The organism is Clostridium carboxidivorans P7, assembly GCF_001038625.1.
GTDB lineage: Bacteria > Bacillota > Clostridia > Clostridiales > Clostridiaceae > Clostridium_AM > Clostridium_AM carboxidivorans.
Window position 1 is genome coordinate 173783 of record NZ_CP011803.1, and the last position, 18637, is coordinate 192419.

Consider the following 18637-nt stretch of genomic DNA (forward strand, 5'->3'; position numbering starts at 1 on the left):
TCATATATACTATGTAAGAATGAGGTGATATTATATGGCTAAATATAGAAGTGGTAGAATAAATGAAGAAATGAAAAGAGAAATAAGCACTATAATTCAAAATGATATAAAAGATCCAAGATTAAGTGCTATGATAAGTGTTACTAAAGTAGATGTGACAAAGGATTTAAGGTATGCTAAAGTATATGTAAGTATTTTTGGAGATGAAGAATCTAAAAACAGCACATTTGAGGCTTTAAAGGGTTCAGCTGGATTTATTAGAAGAGAAATTGGGCATAAAATAAATTTAAGATATACACCGGAAATACTTATAGAATTAGATAATACTATAGAACAAGGTATGCATATAGATGCACTTTTACACAAAATAAAGGAGAAAGAGCATCATGATAATGAATAATATTTTAAAAAAAATAAAGGAAAGTAATAGAATAGCTATTACTTTCCATGAATCTCCTGATGGAGACTCATTGGGGTCTGCTCTTGCTTTGATGCAGGGGCTTAATAAGCTTAATAAGGAAGTTTATATACTTTCTAAAGAAAAAGTGCCAGAATCTTTTTCTTTTTTACCTTGTTCAGAAGAAATAGATGGATTAAAGCATGAAGTTATTAATGAAACCCAGTGTGTAATAGTTTTAGATTGTGGCGATGTAAAAAGAATAAATGCAAATTTGGATTTTGAAAATAGGAAATATACATTAATTAATATAGATCATCATATGTCAAATGAATTATATGCAGACTTAAATTATGTAGATACTAATGCTGCAGCAGTAAGTGAAATTGTTTATCAAATGCTTAAAATTATAGGTATAAATATTACTAAAGATATGGCAATGTGTTTATATACTTCATTGATTACAGATACAGGAGCTTTTAAATATTCATCAACTACTTCAGTTACACATACTATAGCAGGAGATTTAGTAAATACGGGTATTGACTTTAGCGAAATTCATAGAATTATATATGAAAATAAAAAGTTTGAGAGAATAAAATTTTTTGGAAAAGCTATTGAAAAAATGGAGTTAGTTGGAGATAAAATATGTGTAATAACTATTACAAAAGATATGTTGTTACAGAATGGAAATGCAAAGGATACTGATACATCTGATATTATAGCGTTTGCTATGCAGATAGATACTGTAGAAGTAGCATTACTTATAAAAGAAACTGAAGCATGTATAAAAGCAAGTCTTAGATCTAAGTCAAAAGTGGATGTGAGAAAAATTGCAGAAAAATTTGGCGGCGGTGGACATATAAAAGCTTCTGGTTTAGCTATGAATGATAAAACTTTAGAAGAAGCAAGAGAACTGATACTTAATGAAATAGAAAATTTATTATAAACAGAAAAAGAGTTGATATATATGAATGGAATATTAAATATTAATAAACCTTTAGGAATGAGTTCTTTTGATGTAGTAAGAAAAGTAAAATCTATTGCCAAAACTAAAAAAGTGGGTCACACAGGTACTTTAGATCCAGAAGCTTCAGGGGTACTTCCTATATGTATAGGAAATGCTACTAAGCTTGTAGATTATATAATGAGTGATTATAAAATATATAAAGTAGAATTAATGTTAGGAATTACCACAGATACTTATGACAGGGAAGGAAAAGTAATTAAAAATTCTCCTGTGGATTTAGAGGTTGAAGAGGTTAAAAAGGTTATTAAAGAATTTGAGGGAAATATAGATCAAATTCCTCCTATGTATTCTGCTTTAAAAGTTAATGGACAAAGATTGTATTCTTTGGCCAGACAGGGAATAGAAATAGAAAGAAAACCTAGAAGTATAACTATATACAGTATAAATATAATAGATATTCAACTGCCTAAAGTGATATTTGAAGTAAAATGTTCTAAGGGTACATACATAAGAAGCTTATGCTATGATATTGGAGAAAAGCTTAAGTGCGGAGGCACTATGTGGAATCTGCAAAGAACTAGAACAGGAAGTTTTAATATAGAAAGTTCAGTGGATTTGGATAAATTAAATATAGAAAATATTAATGAATATTTAATTCCAATGGAGAGAGCTTTAGAAAAATATCCTGCAGTTTACATAGATGAAAAATATGAAAAACTGGTGCTTAATGGAGTTACATTAAAGAATCCTATGTTGATTGAAAACATAGAAATGGATATATTGTATAGAGTTTATTTGGGAAAAGAAAAATTTATTGGCATTGGTATGAAACAAAATTTAGGATTTAAAATGATAAAACTATTAATTCAGAGGTAATTTAATATGATTATAATGGAGGATAACTTTAAAAAATATTTACAGTATAATACATATATTGCCCTAGGAAGTTTTGATGGTATACATATAGGACATGTAAGTCTAGTAAATAAAACAATAAAGCTTGCAAGAAAAAATCAAGCTAAAAGTATGATATTTACTTTTAAAAATCATCCACTTAGTGTCATAAATAAAGAAATAGCACCTAAGATTATTATGGATAATTCTAACAAAATAGAAGTTTTAGAATCTTTTGGGCTAGATGCAATAAATATGGCCAATTTTGATAAAGAACTTATGATGTTATCACCAGAAGACTTTATATTAAATTTAGTAAGTCATTATAGAGCTAAAGGCATAGTAGTAGGATTTAATAACAGGTTTGGATATAAAAATCTTGGTGATGTGGAACTGTTAAAAAAATTAAGTAAAAAATACAGCTTTGATCTTTGTGTGGTGGATCCAGTAAAATATAAAGCTCAAGTAGTTAGTAGTTCAGTTATAAGAAATGTTATCTCCGATGAGGGTGATATGAAAAAGGTAAGCAAAATGCTTACTAGACCTTTTATGCTGCAAGGTAATGTGGTTAAAGGAAAGCAATTAGGCAGAACACTAGGATTTCCAACTGTAAATTTGAATTATGATAAAAGATTTGTGCTTCCAAGGGGTGGCGTTTATTACACCGTAGTAAAGTATGAAGATAAGTTTTTTAGAGGAATAACAAATGTGGGATATAATCCAACTGTAGAAGACAATAAATTGAGTGTGGAAACCCATATATTGGATTTTAGCGAAAATATATATAATAAACATATAAAAATATATTTTATGGATAGAATAAGAGATGAAAAAAAATTTGATTCTGTGCAATTTTTAGCTGAACAGCTAAAGAAGGACAAAATATATGCAAAAAAGCAAAAAATAGAAATTAATTTTAAAAATTAATTTACAAGTGTATTTAGATTTGTTATAATACGTTTGTGATCCTTATGCTAAGAAACTCGACTTGCCGACGCTTTTCTTGGAATAAAGGGGATTAACATTTGGAGGTGTAGGTTTAATGGAAAAGGCAATAAAAGAAGAATTAATGAAAAAGTATGCAAGACATGAAGGAGATACAGGTTCTCCAGAAGTGCAAATAGCATTACTTACTGAAAGAATTAATCATTTAAATGATCACTTAAAGACTCATAAGAAAGATCATCATTCAAGAAGAGGTCTTTTAATGATGGTTGGTAAAAGAAGAGGTCTTTTAAACTACTTAATGAATCAAGATATTGCAAGATATCGTGCTATTATCGAAAAGTTAAATTTAAGAAAATAGTTTTATTAGAGCGGCTTAAAACCGCTCTATTATTTTAAACAATAATTTTAAGAATTATTGTAAATTCATAGTTGAATTAGTTTAATAATTGTATAATATATTTGATAAATAATGATAATAATATTATAACCATTGAGAGGAGGTTAATTTATTTATGAATCAAACACTAGAAACTACTGTTGCAGGAAGAACCCTTAAAATTGATTTTGGCAAAGTTGGAATGCTTTCAAACTGTGCTTTGCTTGTAAGTTATGGTGAAACAGTAGTACTTATTAATGCAAATGCTTCAGAAAAACCAAGGGAAGGGGTTGATTTCTTTCCTTTAAGTATAGAATATGAAGAAAGATTATATGCTGTAGGTAAAATACCAGGAGGGTTTATTAAAAGAGAAGGAAAACCTTCTGAAAAAGCAATTCTCCATGCTAGAGCTATAGATAGACCTTTAAGACCATTGTTCCCAAAGGGCTATAGAAATGACGTACAGGTAGTATGTACTGTAGTATCTGTAGAGCAGGATAATGCTCCGGACATATTAGCTATAAACGGTGCATCAATAGCTTTAAGCCTTTCAAGTATTCCTTTTAACACACCTTTAGGTGCTGTATCTGTAGGATTAGTAGATGATGAATTTGTAATAAATCCAACATTAGAACAAAGAGGAAAAAGCACATTAAACTTAACTGTATGTGCTACTAAAGAAAGAGTTATGATGGTTGAAGCTGGGGGATCTGAAATACCAGAAGATGTAATGTATGATGCCATCATGTTTGGATTTGAAGAATGTAAAAAAATAGTAGCCTTCCAAGAAGAAGCCATGGAAAAGTTAGGAAAACAAAAAGTAGAACCTAAATTATATAAGGTAGATGAAGGTTTAGAAAAAGAAGTTAGAGATTTTTCTTTTGAAATGATAAAAGAAGCTATGTACATAATGGATAAGGATGAAAGAAATGCTGCCATAGATTCTGTGAAAGAAAAAATTAATGATGAATTTGGAGAAAAGTATCCAGATAATGGTGCAGATATAGCTGAAGTAGTATATAAACTTCAAAAAGAAATAGTAAGAAATATGCTTTTAAATGAAAACAGAAGACCTGATGGAAGAGGTTTTGAGGAAATAAGACCTATAAGCTGTGAAGTTGGATTACTTCCAAGAACTCATGGTACAGGTTTATTTACAAGAGGATTAACTCAAGTAATGACTGTGGCTACTTTAGGTGCTTTAGGAGATGTACAAATTCTTGATGGAATTGGTTCAGAAGAATTCAAAAGATATATGCATCACTATAATTTTCCATCTTATAGTGTAGGAGAAGTTAGACCTTTAAGAGGACCAGGAAGAAGAGAAATAGGTCATGGAGCTTTAGCAGAAAAAGCTTTAGAGCCACTTATACCAAATGAAGATAATTTCCCATACACAATAAGACTTGTATCAGAAGTTTTAAGCTCAAATGGTTCAACTTCTCAAGCTAGTGTATGTGGTAGTACTTTAGCACTTTTAGATGCTGGTGTACCAATAAAAAGACCAGCAGCAGGTATAGCTATGGGACTTATAACTAGTGAAGATTTATCTAAGGAGAAAGTTTTAACTGATATACAAGGTATAGAGGATTTCTTTGGAGATATGGACTTTAAAGTAGCTGGTACAGAAGTTGGAATTACTGCTATACAATTTGATACAAAAATTCATGGATTATCAAATGATTGTATAAAGGAAACTCTAGATAAAGCTAGAAAAGCTAGATTATTTATATTGGAGAAAATAAATGATTGTATTAGTGGACCAAGAGAAGAGTTATCAAAATATGCTCCTAAAACTTATACAATGAGTATTGATCCTGATAAAATAAGAGATGTAATAGGACCTGGTGGAAAGGTAATAAATAAGATTATTGCTGAAACTGGTGTTAAAATTGATATAAAAGAAGATGGAAAGATATTTGTAATGTGTGATGATAGCACGTGTGCAAAAAGAGCTTTAAAAATTATAGATGATTTAACTAGAGAAGTAAAATCAGGAGAAATTTATTTAGGAAAAGTTACTAAGACAACAAATTTTGGTGCCTTTGTAGAAATACTTCCTGGTAAAGAAGGATTAGTTCATATATCTAAGCTGGATTTTGCTAGAGTAAATAAGGTTGAAGATATAGTATCTGTTGGAGATGAAATACTTGTTAAGGTAACAGATATTGATAATCAGGGTAGAATTAATCTATCAAGAAAAGATGCTATAAAGGATTCAGAGGAAAAAGAATCAAAGGAAGAAGAATCAAAGGAAGAAGAATAAAAATAGAAGGGCATTATGGTGCCTTTTTATTTTTATATATGGTACAAAAAATTATGTGATTCCTTAGGAGGAGATAATGTATAATTTATTTAAGTTGAATAATGGATTAAGAGTTGTTGTAGAAAATATAGATTATGTTAATTCTGTAAGTGTAGGTTTATGGGTGGAAAATGGTTCAAGAAATGAAGACAAAACTAACAGTGGAATTTCTCACTTTATAGAACATATGTTTTTTAAAGGTACAAAAAAAAGAACTGCACTTGAAATAGCTGAATGTATAGAAGATGTTGGTGGTCAAATAAATGCTTTTACAGGGAAAGAAGCTACTTGCTTTTATATTAAAGCTTTAGATTCACATTTAGAATTAAGTCTAGATGTAATATCAGATATGCTCTTTAATAGTAAATTTTCCACTGAAGACATAGAAAAGGAAAAAGGTGTTGTAATAGAAGAAATAAACATGAATGAGGATTCACCAGAAGATGTATTATCAGATCTTCACAGTGAAGCTATATGGGGAGAAGATCCTATATCGCTTCCTATACTAGGGGACATAGATACAGTAAAATCTTTTACAAAGGATCAAATAGAAAAATATATTTCTTCATATTATATACCTGAAAATTCAATAATATCTATTGCAGGAAAATTTGATATGTCTAATATAGAAAAGCTTGTAGAAAAATATTTTGGACATTGGAATAGTAATAATAAAAAAATTACTATTTATTCAAAACCAGAACTACAGCAAAATCATCTTTTTAAAAAGAAAAGTATAGAACAACTTCATCTAAGCTTAGGTATACCAGGAATTGAAACAGGAAATGACAATATTTATACATTATTACTTTTAAGCAACATATTTGGTGGAGGAGCTTCTTCTATATTATTTCAAAAAATAAGAGAAGAAAAAGGCTTTTGCTATTCAATTTATTCATATGTTTCAGCTTTTAATAATACAGGTGTATTAAACATATATACTAGTTTAAATCCTAAGTATGCAGCAGATGTAGTATTTACTATAAAGGAAGAAGTGGAGAAGTTCACCAAAACTGGTGTGAGTAAAGAAAAATTAGCTAAAGCTAAAGAACAACTTAAGGGAAGCTATATTTTAGGATTGGAAAGCACTAGTAGTAGGATGTTTAACAATGGAAAATCAGTTTTATTTTTAAATAGAATTAATACACCGGAACAAATTATAGAAAAGATTAATAAAATAGATGAAGAAAGTTTAAATTTTATTATGAAAAAAAGCTTCGGAAAAGGTATAATAAATTCAGCTTTTGTAGGAGAAAAGGTAGATTTATCTCTTGTAACTGATATAATCCAAAAGGATACTGTACCGTTTAAAAACTCCAAAAGTGAGCAAGTGTAATAACTACCTAATATAATTCATAGTATTAAAAATAAGATTAACTATAATTATATTAGGAGGTATTTAAAATGAGTGATAACGTAAAACTGTATAGTGAAATGGAGAGATATGAAATAATAAATGTAAATGATGGAGATAAGTTTAATTCATTAGGAAGTAATGATGTAGTTATTGACGAAGAAGGAAATTTAAAACTATTAATATTGAATAGTAGCAAATCTAAACTTGGATTGTTCGGAAAGACAGAATTTATAGAAGCACCATGGGAATGTGTAAAAAAGATTGGTTCTAAAACCATAATAATAGATGCGGATGAAAAAATGATAAAGAGATCTCATTAACATAAAAGAGGTCTCCTTAATATAATATTAATATAAATTTTTATGGAGGAAAAAATGAATATATTAGTACAAAAATTTGGAGGGACCTCTGTTTCTACTCACGAAAGAAGATTAATGGTAGTTGATAAAATATTAAAAGCTAAAGAAGAAGGATTTTCACCAGTAGTAATAGTATCTGCTATGGGAAGAAAAGGTCAGCCTTATGCAACGGATACTCTTCTTTCATTAATAGGTGAAGAATTTAAAAATAGTAATAAATTAGCTACAGATTTATTGATGAGCTGTGGAGAAATTGTAAGTACTGTAGTAATGAGTGAGGAATTAAATAAGAAAAATTTACAAGCAGTACCGCTAACAGGGGGACAAGCAGGAATTGTAACTAGTGATAATTATAATGATGCTTCTGTTTTAAGAGTAGACACAGATAATATAATGAATATAATAAAAGAAGGCAAAATTCCAGTAGTGGCAGGTTTCCAAGGAAGAAGTGAAAAAGGTTTTATTACTACTTTGGGAAGAGGTGGAAGTGATGTTACGGCTTCTCTTTTAGGAGTAGCATTAAAAGCTGAGGAAGTTCAAATATATACAGATGTAGATGGTATAATGACTGCAGATCCTAGAATAGTTTCAGATGCTTTATTAATTGAAAAAATAGGATATAATGAAGTTTTTCAATTTGCAGATCAAGGAGCAAAGGTAATACATCCTCGTGCCGTAGAAGTTGCAATGAAAGGAAATATACCTCTTGTTATTAAGAATACTCTTAACGAGTGCAAGGGTACTATAATAAGTAATGATGTAATACCCAATTCACATAACGTAATAACTGGAATAACTTCTATGGGAGATAGAGTTCAAGTTACGGTAGAATTTGCACAAAATAGAAATAATGAAAATTATCATATATTGTTAGATGAATTGGCTAATGATATGATAAGTATAGATTTAATTAATGTATTTCCAAAAGAAAAAATATTCACTATTGACGAAAAAGATATGGAAAATTTTAAAATAGTCATGGAAAATTTGGGATTAAAATATTCTTTTGTTGAGCACTGTACAAAAATTGCTGTAATTGGAAGTAGAATGAGAGGTATTCCAGGTGTTATGGCAAAAATATTAAAAGCACTGTTAATGAATAATGTAGAAGTGCTTCAAACTGCAGATTCACATACAACTATATGGTGTCTTGTAGAAGATAAGGATGCAGATAATGCTATAAATTCACTTCATAGTGAATTTAAGTTGGGAAAAGAATAATATTAAAATGAATATGTATCCTCTTTAATGCACAAAATAAACTTGTGTTAAGGAGGGGATTATTATGCCAGAAGAAAAGGATAATGAAAATAGAAATGAAAATGAAAGTGAAAATTTGGAAAGCATAAAAGAACTAGGCGTTATGAATAATGAAAAAAATAAGGATAAAATTCAAGTGCTCCCTATAATAGGTCAAATTGAAGGGCACATGATTTTACCTCCTCAAAGTAAAAGTACTAAATATGAGCACGTTATACCTCAATTGATAAATATAGAAAATGACCAAAATATAGAAGGATTGCTGATAGTTTTAAATACTGTAGGTGGTGATGTGGAAGCAGGACTTGCCATAGCTGAGATGATAAGAAGTTTAAGTAAGCCTACAGTTTCTTTAGTTATTGGAGGAGGACACTCCATAGGAGTACCACTTGCTACTGCTGCAGATTATTCTTTTATATCACCTTCAGCCACTATGATTATTCATCCTATAAGAATGAATGGTTTAGTTATAGGTGTTCCTCAAACCTTTGAATATTTTAACAAAATGCAGGAAAGAATAACAGAATTCATAGTTAGAACATCCAAAATAAAGAGAGAACAGGTGCAAAAACTTATGGTTCAGACGGATGAGCTTTTAAATGATATGGGCACTATATTAATAGGAGAACAGGCAGTAGAAGCTGGACTTATAGATCAGGTAGGGGGCATAAGTGATGCCATAAAGAAATTAAATGTTCTTATGGAGGAAAAATAGTTTTTAGTAAAAATCACCATAGGTGCTTCCTATGGTAATTTATATTTATAGAAAGTTTTGAAAGGAAATCCTTATTAAATGTAGAATTATTAACTGGAGGTGATAAGTTACATGGCTAGAAAAATGGCTAGGAAAAAGGAAAAATATGAATTAAATAGTGATATAAAAGGCATTTTATTAGTTACTATAGGAGTACTCATGGTAATTAGTGTTTTTTCTTCTGAAGCCTCAGGCATCTTAGGCAAGTTTGTAAGAAAGATATTAATAGCCATTGCAGGACTTGGAGCCTTTATTTTTCCTATTTTAATAATTTTTATAGGATTTTGTTGCATAGTAAAAAAAAATAGGATAAGTTTTAGTAAGAAATTTTATGGAATACTAATTTCTATAATAGATACTTTATTATTTATACAGATGATATTAATGCCTAATTATTATATAAATAATGATATAAGCCTAGGTATAAAAAAGATATATGAGACAGACAAAATAGTACATGGAGGAATTATAAGCTTTTTAATCGATATACCTTTATTAAATTTATTTGGTACTGTAGGTTGCTATGTGATTTTTATTGCTATATATATAATATGCTTCATATTAATGAGTAAAATTACCATATATGATATATTACATAATATTAAATATGCATTAAAAGATGATGGTGTGGATGATGAAATTATTCAAGAAAAAGAAGACATAAAAGGTGATCATTTAGAAAATAATGATGAAAAGCAAAGTTTTATAAAAAATATAAATAATAGGATAAAGATATTAGATTTTATGAAAGCAGGAGATAAGAAAACTGATGAAGAAGTAAAGGATATTGAAGTTAAAAAAGATGAAAAATTAAGGGACAAGGTTCCAGAAATGCAAATTCAATGTGCTGCAGATAAAGCAGTAGATGATTCAATTAATATGGAACTTGATAGACAGATAAAAATAGGTCATAATGTACAAAGTGTCAAATATAAAATTCCACCGATAGACTTGCTTAAGCTCAATGTTCAATCTAAATTAAATAAAGAGGATAAAAGGGAATTAATCAGTAATGCTAATAAGTTAGTTGAGACTTTAGCTAGTTTTGGTGTTGAGGCTAATGTCAATCAGGTTAGTAAAGGTCCTTCAGTTACTAGATTTGAATTACAGCCAAGTCCAGGAGTGAAGGTAAGTAAAATAGTTAATTTATCTGATGACATAGCATTAGGACTTGCAGCTTCAGGAGTTAGAATAGAAGCTCCTATACCTGGTAAATCTGCTATAGGAATAGAAGTACCTAATAGAGATTTAACACCTGTTTATTTGAGAGAAGTTATAGAATCACCTGAATTTGTAAATTATAATAAAAATTTAGTTTACTGCTTAGGAAAAGATATAGGAGGAAATTGTGTTGTATCTGATCTTAGCAAAATGCCTCATATGCTTATAGCAGGTGCAACTGGTTCCGGTAAAAGTGTATGTATAAATACCCTTATAATAAGTTTACTTTATAAATACTCACCAGAAAATGTAAAACTCTTAATGATAGATCCTAAAGTAGTTGAACTCAGTGTTTATAATGGAATACCTCATCTTTTGATACCTGTGGTTACAGATCCTAAAAAAGCTGCAGGTGCTTTAAATTGGGCTGTTCAAGAAATGACTAGAAGATATAAGCTTTTTGCGGAAAATTCAGTGAGAAATATTGAAGGTTATAATGAATTATTTGAAAAAGGTAAAATTGAAAGTAAACTACCTTTTGTGGTAATAATTATTGATGAATTAGCAGATTTAATGATGGTATGCCCAAACGATGTTGAAGATTACATAGGAAGACTAGCACAAATGGCAAGAGCTGCAGGTATGCATTTAGTTATTGCAACACAAAGACCTTCTGTTGACGTTATTACAGGAGTTATAAAAGCTAATATACCATCCAGAATATCTTTTGCTGTATCAAGCCAGATAGATTCTCGAACTATACTTGATACCACTGGTGCAGAAAAACTTTTAGGTAAAGGAGACATGTTATTTTATCCTGTAGGGGAGCCTAAACCTATAAGAATACAAGGAGCATTCATTTCAGAAAATGAAGTAGAAAATGTGGTTAACTTTATTAAAGAACAGCAGGGAGAACCAGAATATAAAGATGAAATAATAAATCAAATAGATAGTAGTACAAGTGAAAGCAATTCAGAATGTGATGAATTACTAGGTGAAGCTACCAGAATAGTTGTTGATGCAGGTCAAGCTTCTACATCGCTTTTACAAAGAAGACTTAGAATAGGATATAATAGAGCTGCTAGAATAATAGATCAAATGGAGGAAAGAGGAATTATTTCAGGGAGAGATGGAAGTAAACCAAGGCAGGTGCTTATAAATCGAGAAGATTTGTAATTAAATCTAAAAACTTACTTGTAAAATATAAAAAGTAGATTTAAAATAAAGTGTGTGTTTTTTAATTTTAACAGTATATATTCAGGAGGAAAAATAGTGGATAATTTAAAAGTTGGACTAATAAGTTTGGGCTGTGATAAAAATAGAATAGATTCTGAAATTATTCTCAGCAATATTAAAGCTAACAATGAAATAGTAAATGATGCAAAAAAAGCAGACATAATAATTGTAAACACCTGTGGATTTATAGAAACTTCAAAACAAGAATCTATAGATACCATATTGGAAATGGCTAAATATAAAAATAAATATAATTGTAAATTGCTTGTAGTAACAGGATGTCTTACTCAAAGATATGGTAAAGAACTTATGGAGCTTATGCCGGAAATAGATGTAATGCTGGGAGTTAATGATTATGATAAATTAAATGAAAGCATAGATAAGTGTATTAAAAATAGTGAAGAAAAGGTCTATAGCTGTGAATATAAAGATGCAGGAATAAATGAAGGAGAAAGAATTTTAACAACTCCATCTCATACAGCTTATATAAGAATAGCAGAAGGCTGTAATAATTTTTGCACTTATTGTATAATTCCTAAAATAAGAGGAAAATATAGAAGTAGATCAATGGAAAATATTATAAAAGAAGCACAAAGTTTAGCACAGCAAGGGGTTAAAGAAATAATACTTGTAGCCCAAGATACTACTAGATATGGAACAGACATATATGGTAAAAAAGCTCTTAGTGAACTTATACGTAAGCTTTCTAAAATAGAGAATATTCATTGGATAAGGATACTTTATTGTTATCCAGAAGAAATTACAGAAGAACTTATAGATGAAATAGCAACTAATACTAAAGTATGTAAATATTTAGATATTCCACTTCAACATATAAGTAATAATATTTTAAAAGCTATGGGAAGAAGAGGAACTAAAGAAGAGATATTAAATAATATAAATAAACTTCGAGAAAAAGTAAAAAATATTGTACTTAGAACATCTATTATAGTAGGCTTTCCAGGAGAAACTGAAGAAGACTTTCAGGAATTAAAAGATTTTATTAAGGATGAAAAACTGGATAAGTTAGGAGTATTTAAGTATTCCAGAGAAGATGGAACTCCAGCAGCTTTAATGAAAAATCAGATTGATGAAAAGGTAAAGGAAAGTCGAGAAGAAGAACTGATGAGTATTCAACAGGAAATATCAAAACAGATCAATAGCAATAAAATCGGAAGAGTGTATGAAGTTATAGTAGAAGGTAAAGAAGAAGAAGAATGGTATGGGAGAAATTATGAGATGACACCAGAGATAGATGGGTTAGTCTACTTTAACTGTGATAACAATTTGGAAATTGGTTCCATAGTTAACGTAAAGATTACTCATAGCTTAGAATATGATTTAATAGGAGTTGTATGTGATGAATCTTGCAAATAAACTTACGATATTAAGAATTTTATTAATTCCCTTCTTTCTAATATTTATAACTATAAAAGGTGTACCTTATGGTAAACTTATTGCCATCGCTATATTTATAATAGCTTCAATTACGGATAAGCTGGATGGATACATAGCAAGAAGTAGAAATCAAGTAACTAGGTTTGGCAAATTTATGGATCCTTTGGCAGATAAGTTATTAGTTACAGCAGCATTAATATCATTAGTGGAATATCGTATAATACCAAACTGGGTAGCTACAATAATTATTGCTAGAGAATTTGCAGTAACAGGCTTGAGAACAGTAGCTGCAGCAGAAGGGATAGTTATAGCAGCTAGTAAATGGGGGAAGGCTAAAACAGTAACCCAAATAATAGCCATTGTATTAGCATTGCTAAACTTGAATTATAATCATGTATCTTTAGGAATTATTAGAAGGTTTATTAATTATCCACATAAGTTTTTAAATATAACTACAGATATAGCAATGGGATTAGCGGTAATTATTACTATAATTTCAGGTGTGGATTATTTTGTTAAAAATAAGGAAGTAATGAGAACAGACAAATAGAAAATAAAATTTAGCATGATAAGTAAAATGTGATACAATATTTTAGTGGATATTTAATAGTTAAGGAAGTTACTTTTACAGTAAAGAACTTTCTTAACTGTTTATTAATTATTATTCATTTTGAAAATTGTATCTTATTTTTTTGTTTGTGGACTAGATATATGTAATACTGTCAATAATTATATTGTAAAGTTAAAAATGTTATTTTTAATTACATTTATGTAGTTGACCGTAAATGTAATATATTATATAATTAGTTTAGAACAAATGTTCGAATTTGTGATAAGCGAGTTTTATATTATTATATATTGTAATTTAAGAAAGGAAGTGACCCTTTTGGGAAACGTTAATGGCGAAAAGTTAAAGGCTTTAGAAGCTGCACTTGGACAGATAGAGAAACAATTTGGAAAAGGATCTATAATGAAATTAGGGGAACATAGTACTTTAGATATAGAAGCTATATCAACAGGATGTTTAGATCTTGATATAGCTTTAGGAATAGGTGGTGTTCCAAGAGGCAGAGTAGTAGAGATATATGGCCCTGAATCTTCAGGTAAAACTACTGTTGCACTGCACATAGTAGCCGAAGCGCAAAAAGCTGCAGGAGCTGCTGCATTTATAGATGCAGAGCATGCATTAGATCCAGTTTATGCAAGAGCATTAGGTGTAGATATAGAAAACTTAATAGTATCCCAACCAGATACAGGAGAACAAGCATTAGAAATAGCTGAAGCTTTAGTAAGATCTGGAGCTGTCGATGTAATTGTTGTAGATTCTGTTGCGGCTTTAGTTCCTAAGGCTGAAATAGAAGGAGAAATGGGAGATTCACATGTGGGATTACAGGCAAGACTTATGTCTCAAGCTTTGAGAAAACTTACAGGAGCTATAAATAAGTCAAAATGTGTGATTATATTTATAAACCAATTAAGGGAAAAGGTTGGTGTTATGTTTGGAAATCCTGAAACTACACCAGGTGGAAGAGCATTAAAATTTTATGCTTCAGTAAGAATGGATATTAGAAGAATAGATTCCATAAAACAGGGAGATTCAATTGTAGGTAATAGAACAAGAGTAAAAGTTACTAAAAATAAAGTTGCACCACCATTTAAACAAGCAGAATTTGATATAATGTATAATCAAGGAATATCAAGAGAAGGAAATGTATTAGACGTAGGAGTAAGAGAAGAACTTGTACAGAAAAGTGGAGCATGGTTTGCATATAAAGAAAATAGACTTGGTCAAGGAAGAGAAAATGCAAAACAATTTTTAAAGGAAAATTCAAGTATACTATATGAAATAGAAAATAAAATAAGGGAAAAATATGAGCTGCCTATTATGAAACCTAGTGCTAATAAAGCTGAAACTAAGAATGAAAATAAATCAAAACAAGAAGCTAATTCTGAAAATAAATAGTGTTTAGGTTATCGCAAGTTGTAAAAAGCTTGCGATTTTATTAAACAATTATTGGTGTAATTTATTGAAGTAATTAGTAAGGAAGGTAATAACTGAAATAATGCACATAAAACTTGACAATGGGCAAAATATAATATAAAATTAAGACAAATTCTGGTTTATCATGTATTAAATTAATTACCAATTGAATAAATATGTCACCTTTTCTATGCTTGCATATTTAACTAAAGGATAGATGCACAAAAAGCAAAGGAGGTGTTCATGTGAGTCCTATTATATATGAAATTATTGCTGGCGTAATAATAGCCATTGGTTTATTAGTAGAGTTTTATGTTGTGAAAAATAAAGCGCATGCTATAAAATCACAGGCTCAAGAAGAGTCTAATAGATTAAAAGAAGAAACAGAAAGAGATGCTGAGTCTAAAAAGAAAGAGGCTATACTTGAAGCTAAGGAAGAAGTTCATAAATTAAGATCAGATTTAGAAAAAGAATCAAGAGATAGAAGAAATGAAAGTCAAAGGCTTGAAAGAAGGTTAATCCAAAGAGAAGAATTACTTGATAAAAAAAGTGATATGTTGGAAAAAAGAGAAGAAAGTATAAGTAAGAAGCAACAAGAGATTAGTGAAATTCAAGCAAATGTAGAGAAATTATATGAAAAAGAAAGACAGGAATTAGAAAAGCTTTCAGGTTTAACAACTGAAGACGCTAAAGAAATTTTATTAGAAGAAGTTAGTAAGGAAATAAAACATGAATCTGCAATGATGATTAAAGAAGTGGAAACAAAAGCAAAAGAGGAAGCAGACAAGAGGGCAAGAGAAGTAATAACTTGTGCTATCCAAAGGTGTGCAGCAGATCATGTGGCTGAAACTACAGTTCATGTAGTTACTCTTCCTAACGATGAAATGAAAGGAAGAATAATAGGTAGAGAAGGTAGAAACATACGAACCCTTGAAACTCTTACTGGTGTAGATTTAATTATTGATGATACACCTGAAGCAGTAATTCTTTCAGGATTTGATCCAATAAGAAGAGAAGTAGCAAGAATAGCATTAGAAAAATTGATTATTGATGGAAGAATTCATCCAGCAAGAATCGAAGAAATGGTTGAAAAAGCTAAAAAAGAAGTTGAAAATGATATCAAAGAGGAAGGCGAACAAGCAACTTTTGAAACAGGAGTACACGGTCTTCATTTAGAATTAATAAAGTTATTAGGAAGATTGAAATATAGGACCAGTTATGGCCAAAATGTACTAAAACATTCTATAGAGGTTGCTTATTTAGCAGGTCTTATGGCTTCAGAACTTGGAATAGATCCAACTGTAGCCAAGAGAGCAGGATTACTACATGACATAGGTAAGGCTGTGGATCATGAAGTAGAAGGTCCTCATGCTATCATTGGGTCAGAAGTTGCCAAAAAGTATCGTGAATCTGGTGTAATAGTTAATGCTATTGCAGCTCATCATGGTGATGTAGAATCTATATCCTTAGAAGCGGTACTTGTTCAAGCAGCAGATGCAATATCAGCTGCAAGACCTGGTGCAAGAAGAGAAACTTTAGAAGCTTATATTAAGAGATTAGAAAAATTAGAAGAAATAGCAAACACATGTGAAGGCGTAGAAAAGTCATATGCCATTCAAGCAGGTAGAGAAATCAGAATTATGATAAAACCAGAAGAAATTGATGATGCAGGTGCTATTGAAATGGCAAGGAACATAGTTAAAACTATAGAAAATGAATTAGAATATCCTGGTCAAATAAAAGTTAATGTTATAAGAGAAACACGTGCCATCGAATATGCAAAATAGTTAAGATGATAATTATTCCTTTTGAATTCTGTAAAGTTTAAAGCTTTACAAAATTTAAAAGGAATTTTTAATTTTTTGTAGAATATTATAAAGTAGTAACAATAACTAATTAAGTTAATATAACATATAGGAGGTTTATTATGGAAGTATTAAAAGTTTCAGCAAAATCAAGCCCAAATTCAGTTGCAGGTGCTCTAGCAGGAGTTTTAAGAGAACGAGGAGCTGCAGAAATACAAGCTATAGGAGCAGGAGCATTGAACCAAGCTGTAAAAGCTGTGGCTATAGCAAGAGGATTTGTAGCACCAAGTGGAATAGACCTAATATGTATTCCAGCATTTACTGATATTGAGATAGATGGAGAAGAAAGAACTGCTATAAAGTTAATCGTGCAGCCAAGATAAGAATAATAAGATTTGTAAAAGGATTTGAATTTTAATTCAAATCCTTTAGTTTATTATAGATGTTAATTCAAATTATATTGACTATATTGTATGCTGTGCTAAAATGTAAAAGGTATATAATAATACAACCTTTGATTTTTAGGAGGAAAAAATGGACATTAAGGCAATTGTGAAATTATTGAGACCAAAGCAATGGATTAAAAACTTTTTTATATTTGCAGCCATAGTTTTTTCAGGAAACTTTTTTAATACACATATATTGTATGCAAATGTTTTAACTTTTATTTTATTTTGTTTTACATCTTCTTCTATATATGTATTAAATGATATAGTTGATATAGAAAAGGATAGATGCCATCCAGATAAAAAAAATAGACCACTACCAAGTGGAAGAGTATCAAAAAAGCAAGCAATTATTCTTGACTTTTTCATTGTTTGTGCTGTATTGTTTTTTTCATATATGTACTTAAGTATTAAAGTTTCAGCTATACTCATATCATATATGTTAATAAATGTGGCTTATTGTTTTAAGTTAAAAAACATAGTAATTATTGATGTTATGGTAATTACTTTTGGATTTGTTTTAAGAGTGGAAAGTGGAAGTCTTGCTACTGGAGTGCAAGTATCTTCATGGCTGTTCTTGTGTACAATTCTATTGTCGCTATTTTTAGCACTTAACAAGAGAAAAAGTGAAATTATAACACTAAAAGATAAGAGTGGTTCTCACAGAAAAATACTTGAAGAGTATTCAGTTGGTATGATAGATAAAATGTTGACTATAGTAACGCCATCTATTCTTATGGCCTATTGCTTATATACTTTTAGTTCTGTACAAAGTAAAACTATGATATTTACTATTCCATTTATTTTATATGGTATTTTTAGATATGAGTATTTAATGGACAAGAAGAACATAGGTGGAAAGCCAGAGGATGTTTTTGGAAAGGATAAACCTTTTCTAATAAATATAGTTATGTGGGGAATATCAATTTTAGCCATAATATATTTTAAATTATAATAAGAATTAAACTTACAGTTTTAGAAAGGATTTTA

Annotated in this window: 17 protein-coding genes; all 17 read left to right on the forward strand. The window is 29.7% G+C overall.

Translation table 11 applies throughout. The features are described 5' to 3' along the window. Positions 1-34 precede the first annotated feature (34 nt). The 17 genes from rbfA to Ccar_RS00980 all read left to right on the forward strand — a co-directional run bounded on the left by rbfA (position 35) and on the right by Ccar_RS00980 (position 18602). A complete protein-coding gene (rbfA, locus tag Ccar_RS00900) occupies positions 35-400 on the forward strand; it encodes a 30S ribosome-binding factor RbfA (RefSeq protein WP_007060071.1) in 366 nt (121 codons plus the stop codon). Next, entirely contained in the window at positions 387-1346 is a 960-nt protein-coding gene (locus Ccar_RS00905; protein WP_048029811.1) for a DHH family phosphoesterase, read from the forward strand. The genes rbfA and Ccar_RS00905 overlap by 14 nt, the downstream gene beginning before the upstream one ends. Before the next feature lie 21 nt (positions 1347-1367). Next, entirely contained in the window at positions 1368-2243 is an 876-nt protein-coding gene (truB, locus tag Ccar_RS00910) for a tRNA pseudouridine(55) synthase TruB (protein WP_007060069.1), read from the forward strand. A 6-nt stretch (positions 2244-2249) separates the two neighbouring features. After that, positions 2250-3188 carry a bifunctional riboflavin kinase/FAD synthetase gene (locus Ccar_RS00915; protein WP_007064496.1) on the forward strand — a complete coding sequence of 313 codons (939 nt, stop codon included), beginning with the start codon at positions 2250-2252 and terminating at the stop codon, positions 3186-3188. A 115-nt stretch (positions 3189-3303) separates the two neighbouring features. Next, a complete protein-coding gene (gene rpsO, locus Ccar_RS00920) occupies positions 3304-3567 on the forward strand; it encodes a 30S ribosomal protein S15 (RefSeq protein ID WP_007060067.1) in 264 nt (87 codons plus the stop codon). Positions 3568-3721: 154 nt separating this feature from the next. Further along, a complete protein-coding gene (locus Ccar_RS00925; protein WP_007060066.1) occupies positions 3722-5851 on the forward strand; it encodes a polyribonucleotide nucleotidyltransferase in 2130 nt (709 codons plus the stop codon). A gap of 76 nt (positions 5852-5927) precedes the next feature. Beyond that, positions 5928-7226 carry a M16 family metallopeptidase gene (locus tag Ccar_RS00930; protein ID WP_007060065.1) on the forward strand — a complete coding sequence of 433 codons (1299 nt, stop codon included), beginning with the start codon at positions 5928-5930 and terminating at the stop codon, positions 7224-7226. A 68-nt stretch (positions 7227-7294) separates the two neighbouring features. Further along, positions 7295-7567 carry a YlmC/YmxH family sporulation protein gene (locus Ccar_RS00935; RefSeq protein ID WP_007060064.1) on the forward strand — a complete coding sequence of 91 codons (273 nt, stop codon included), beginning with the start codon at positions 7295-7297 and terminating at the stop codon, positions 7565-7567. A 54-nt stretch (positions 7568-7621) separates the two neighbouring features. Then, complete coding sequence (dapG, locus tag Ccar_RS00940) at positions 7622-8827, forward strand: aspartate kinase (RefSeq protein WP_007060063.1); 1206 nt, start codon at positions 7622-7624, stop codon at positions 8825-8827. Between the two features lie 64 nt (positions 8828-8891). Then, positions 8892-9581: a ClpP family protease gene (locus tag Ccar_RS00945; RefSeq protein ID WP_007060062.1), complete on the forward strand. Its 690-nt coding sequence runs from the start codon at positions 8892-8894 to the stop codon at positions 9579-9581. A 111-nt stretch (positions 9582-9692) separates the two neighbouring features. Continuing rightward, the gene (locus Ccar_RS00950; RefSeq protein WP_007060061.1) at positions 9693-11957 is read left to right on the forward strand and encodes a DNA translocase FtsK; all 2265 of its coding nucleotides are present in this window, start codon (positions 9693-9695) and stop codon (positions 11955-11957) included. Between the two features lie 96 nt (positions 11958-12053). Then, positions 12054-13394, forward strand: coding sequence for a 30S ribosomal protein S12 methylthiotransferase RimO (rimO, locus tag Ccar_RS00955; RefSeq protein WP_007060060.1), 1341 nt, complete (start codon positions 12054-12056; stop codon positions 13392-13394). Beyond that, positions 13378-13965: a CDP-diacylglycerol--glycerol-3-phosphate 3-phosphatidyltransferase gene (gene pgsA, locus Ccar_RS00960; protein WP_007060059.1), complete on the forward strand. Its 588-nt coding sequence runs from the start codon at positions 13378-13380 to the stop codon at positions 13963-13965. Before rimO ends, pgsA begins: the two co-directional genes overlap by 17 nt. 336 nt (positions 13966-14301) lie before the next feature. Next, a complete protein-coding gene (gene recA / locus Ccar_RS00965) occupies positions 14302-15378 on the forward strand; it encodes a recombinase RecA (protein WP_007064495.1) in 1077 nt (358 codons plus the stop codon). Positions 15379-15641: 263 nt separating this feature from the next. Beyond that, positions 15642-17183: a ribonuclease Y gene (gene rny, locus Ccar_RS00970; RefSeq protein ID WP_007060057.1), complete on the forward strand. Its 1542-nt coding sequence runs from the start codon at positions 15642-15644 to the stop codon at positions 17181-17183. Between the two features lie 140 nt (positions 17184-17323). After that, positions 17324-17584 carry a stage V sporulation protein SpoVS gene (gene spoVS, locus Ccar_RS00975; RefSeq protein ID WP_007060056.1) on the forward strand — a complete coding sequence of 87 codons (261 nt, stop codon included), beginning with the start codon at positions 17324-17326 and terminating at the stop codon, positions 17582-17584. Positions 17585-17735: 151 nt separating this feature from the next. Continuing rightward, positions 17736-18602, forward strand: coding sequence for a decaprenyl-phosphate phosphoribosyltransferase (locus Ccar_RS00980; protein ID WP_007060055.1), 867 nt, complete (start codon positions 17736-17738; stop codon positions 18600-18602). The last annotated feature ends 35 nt before the right edge of the window (positions 18603-18637 follow it).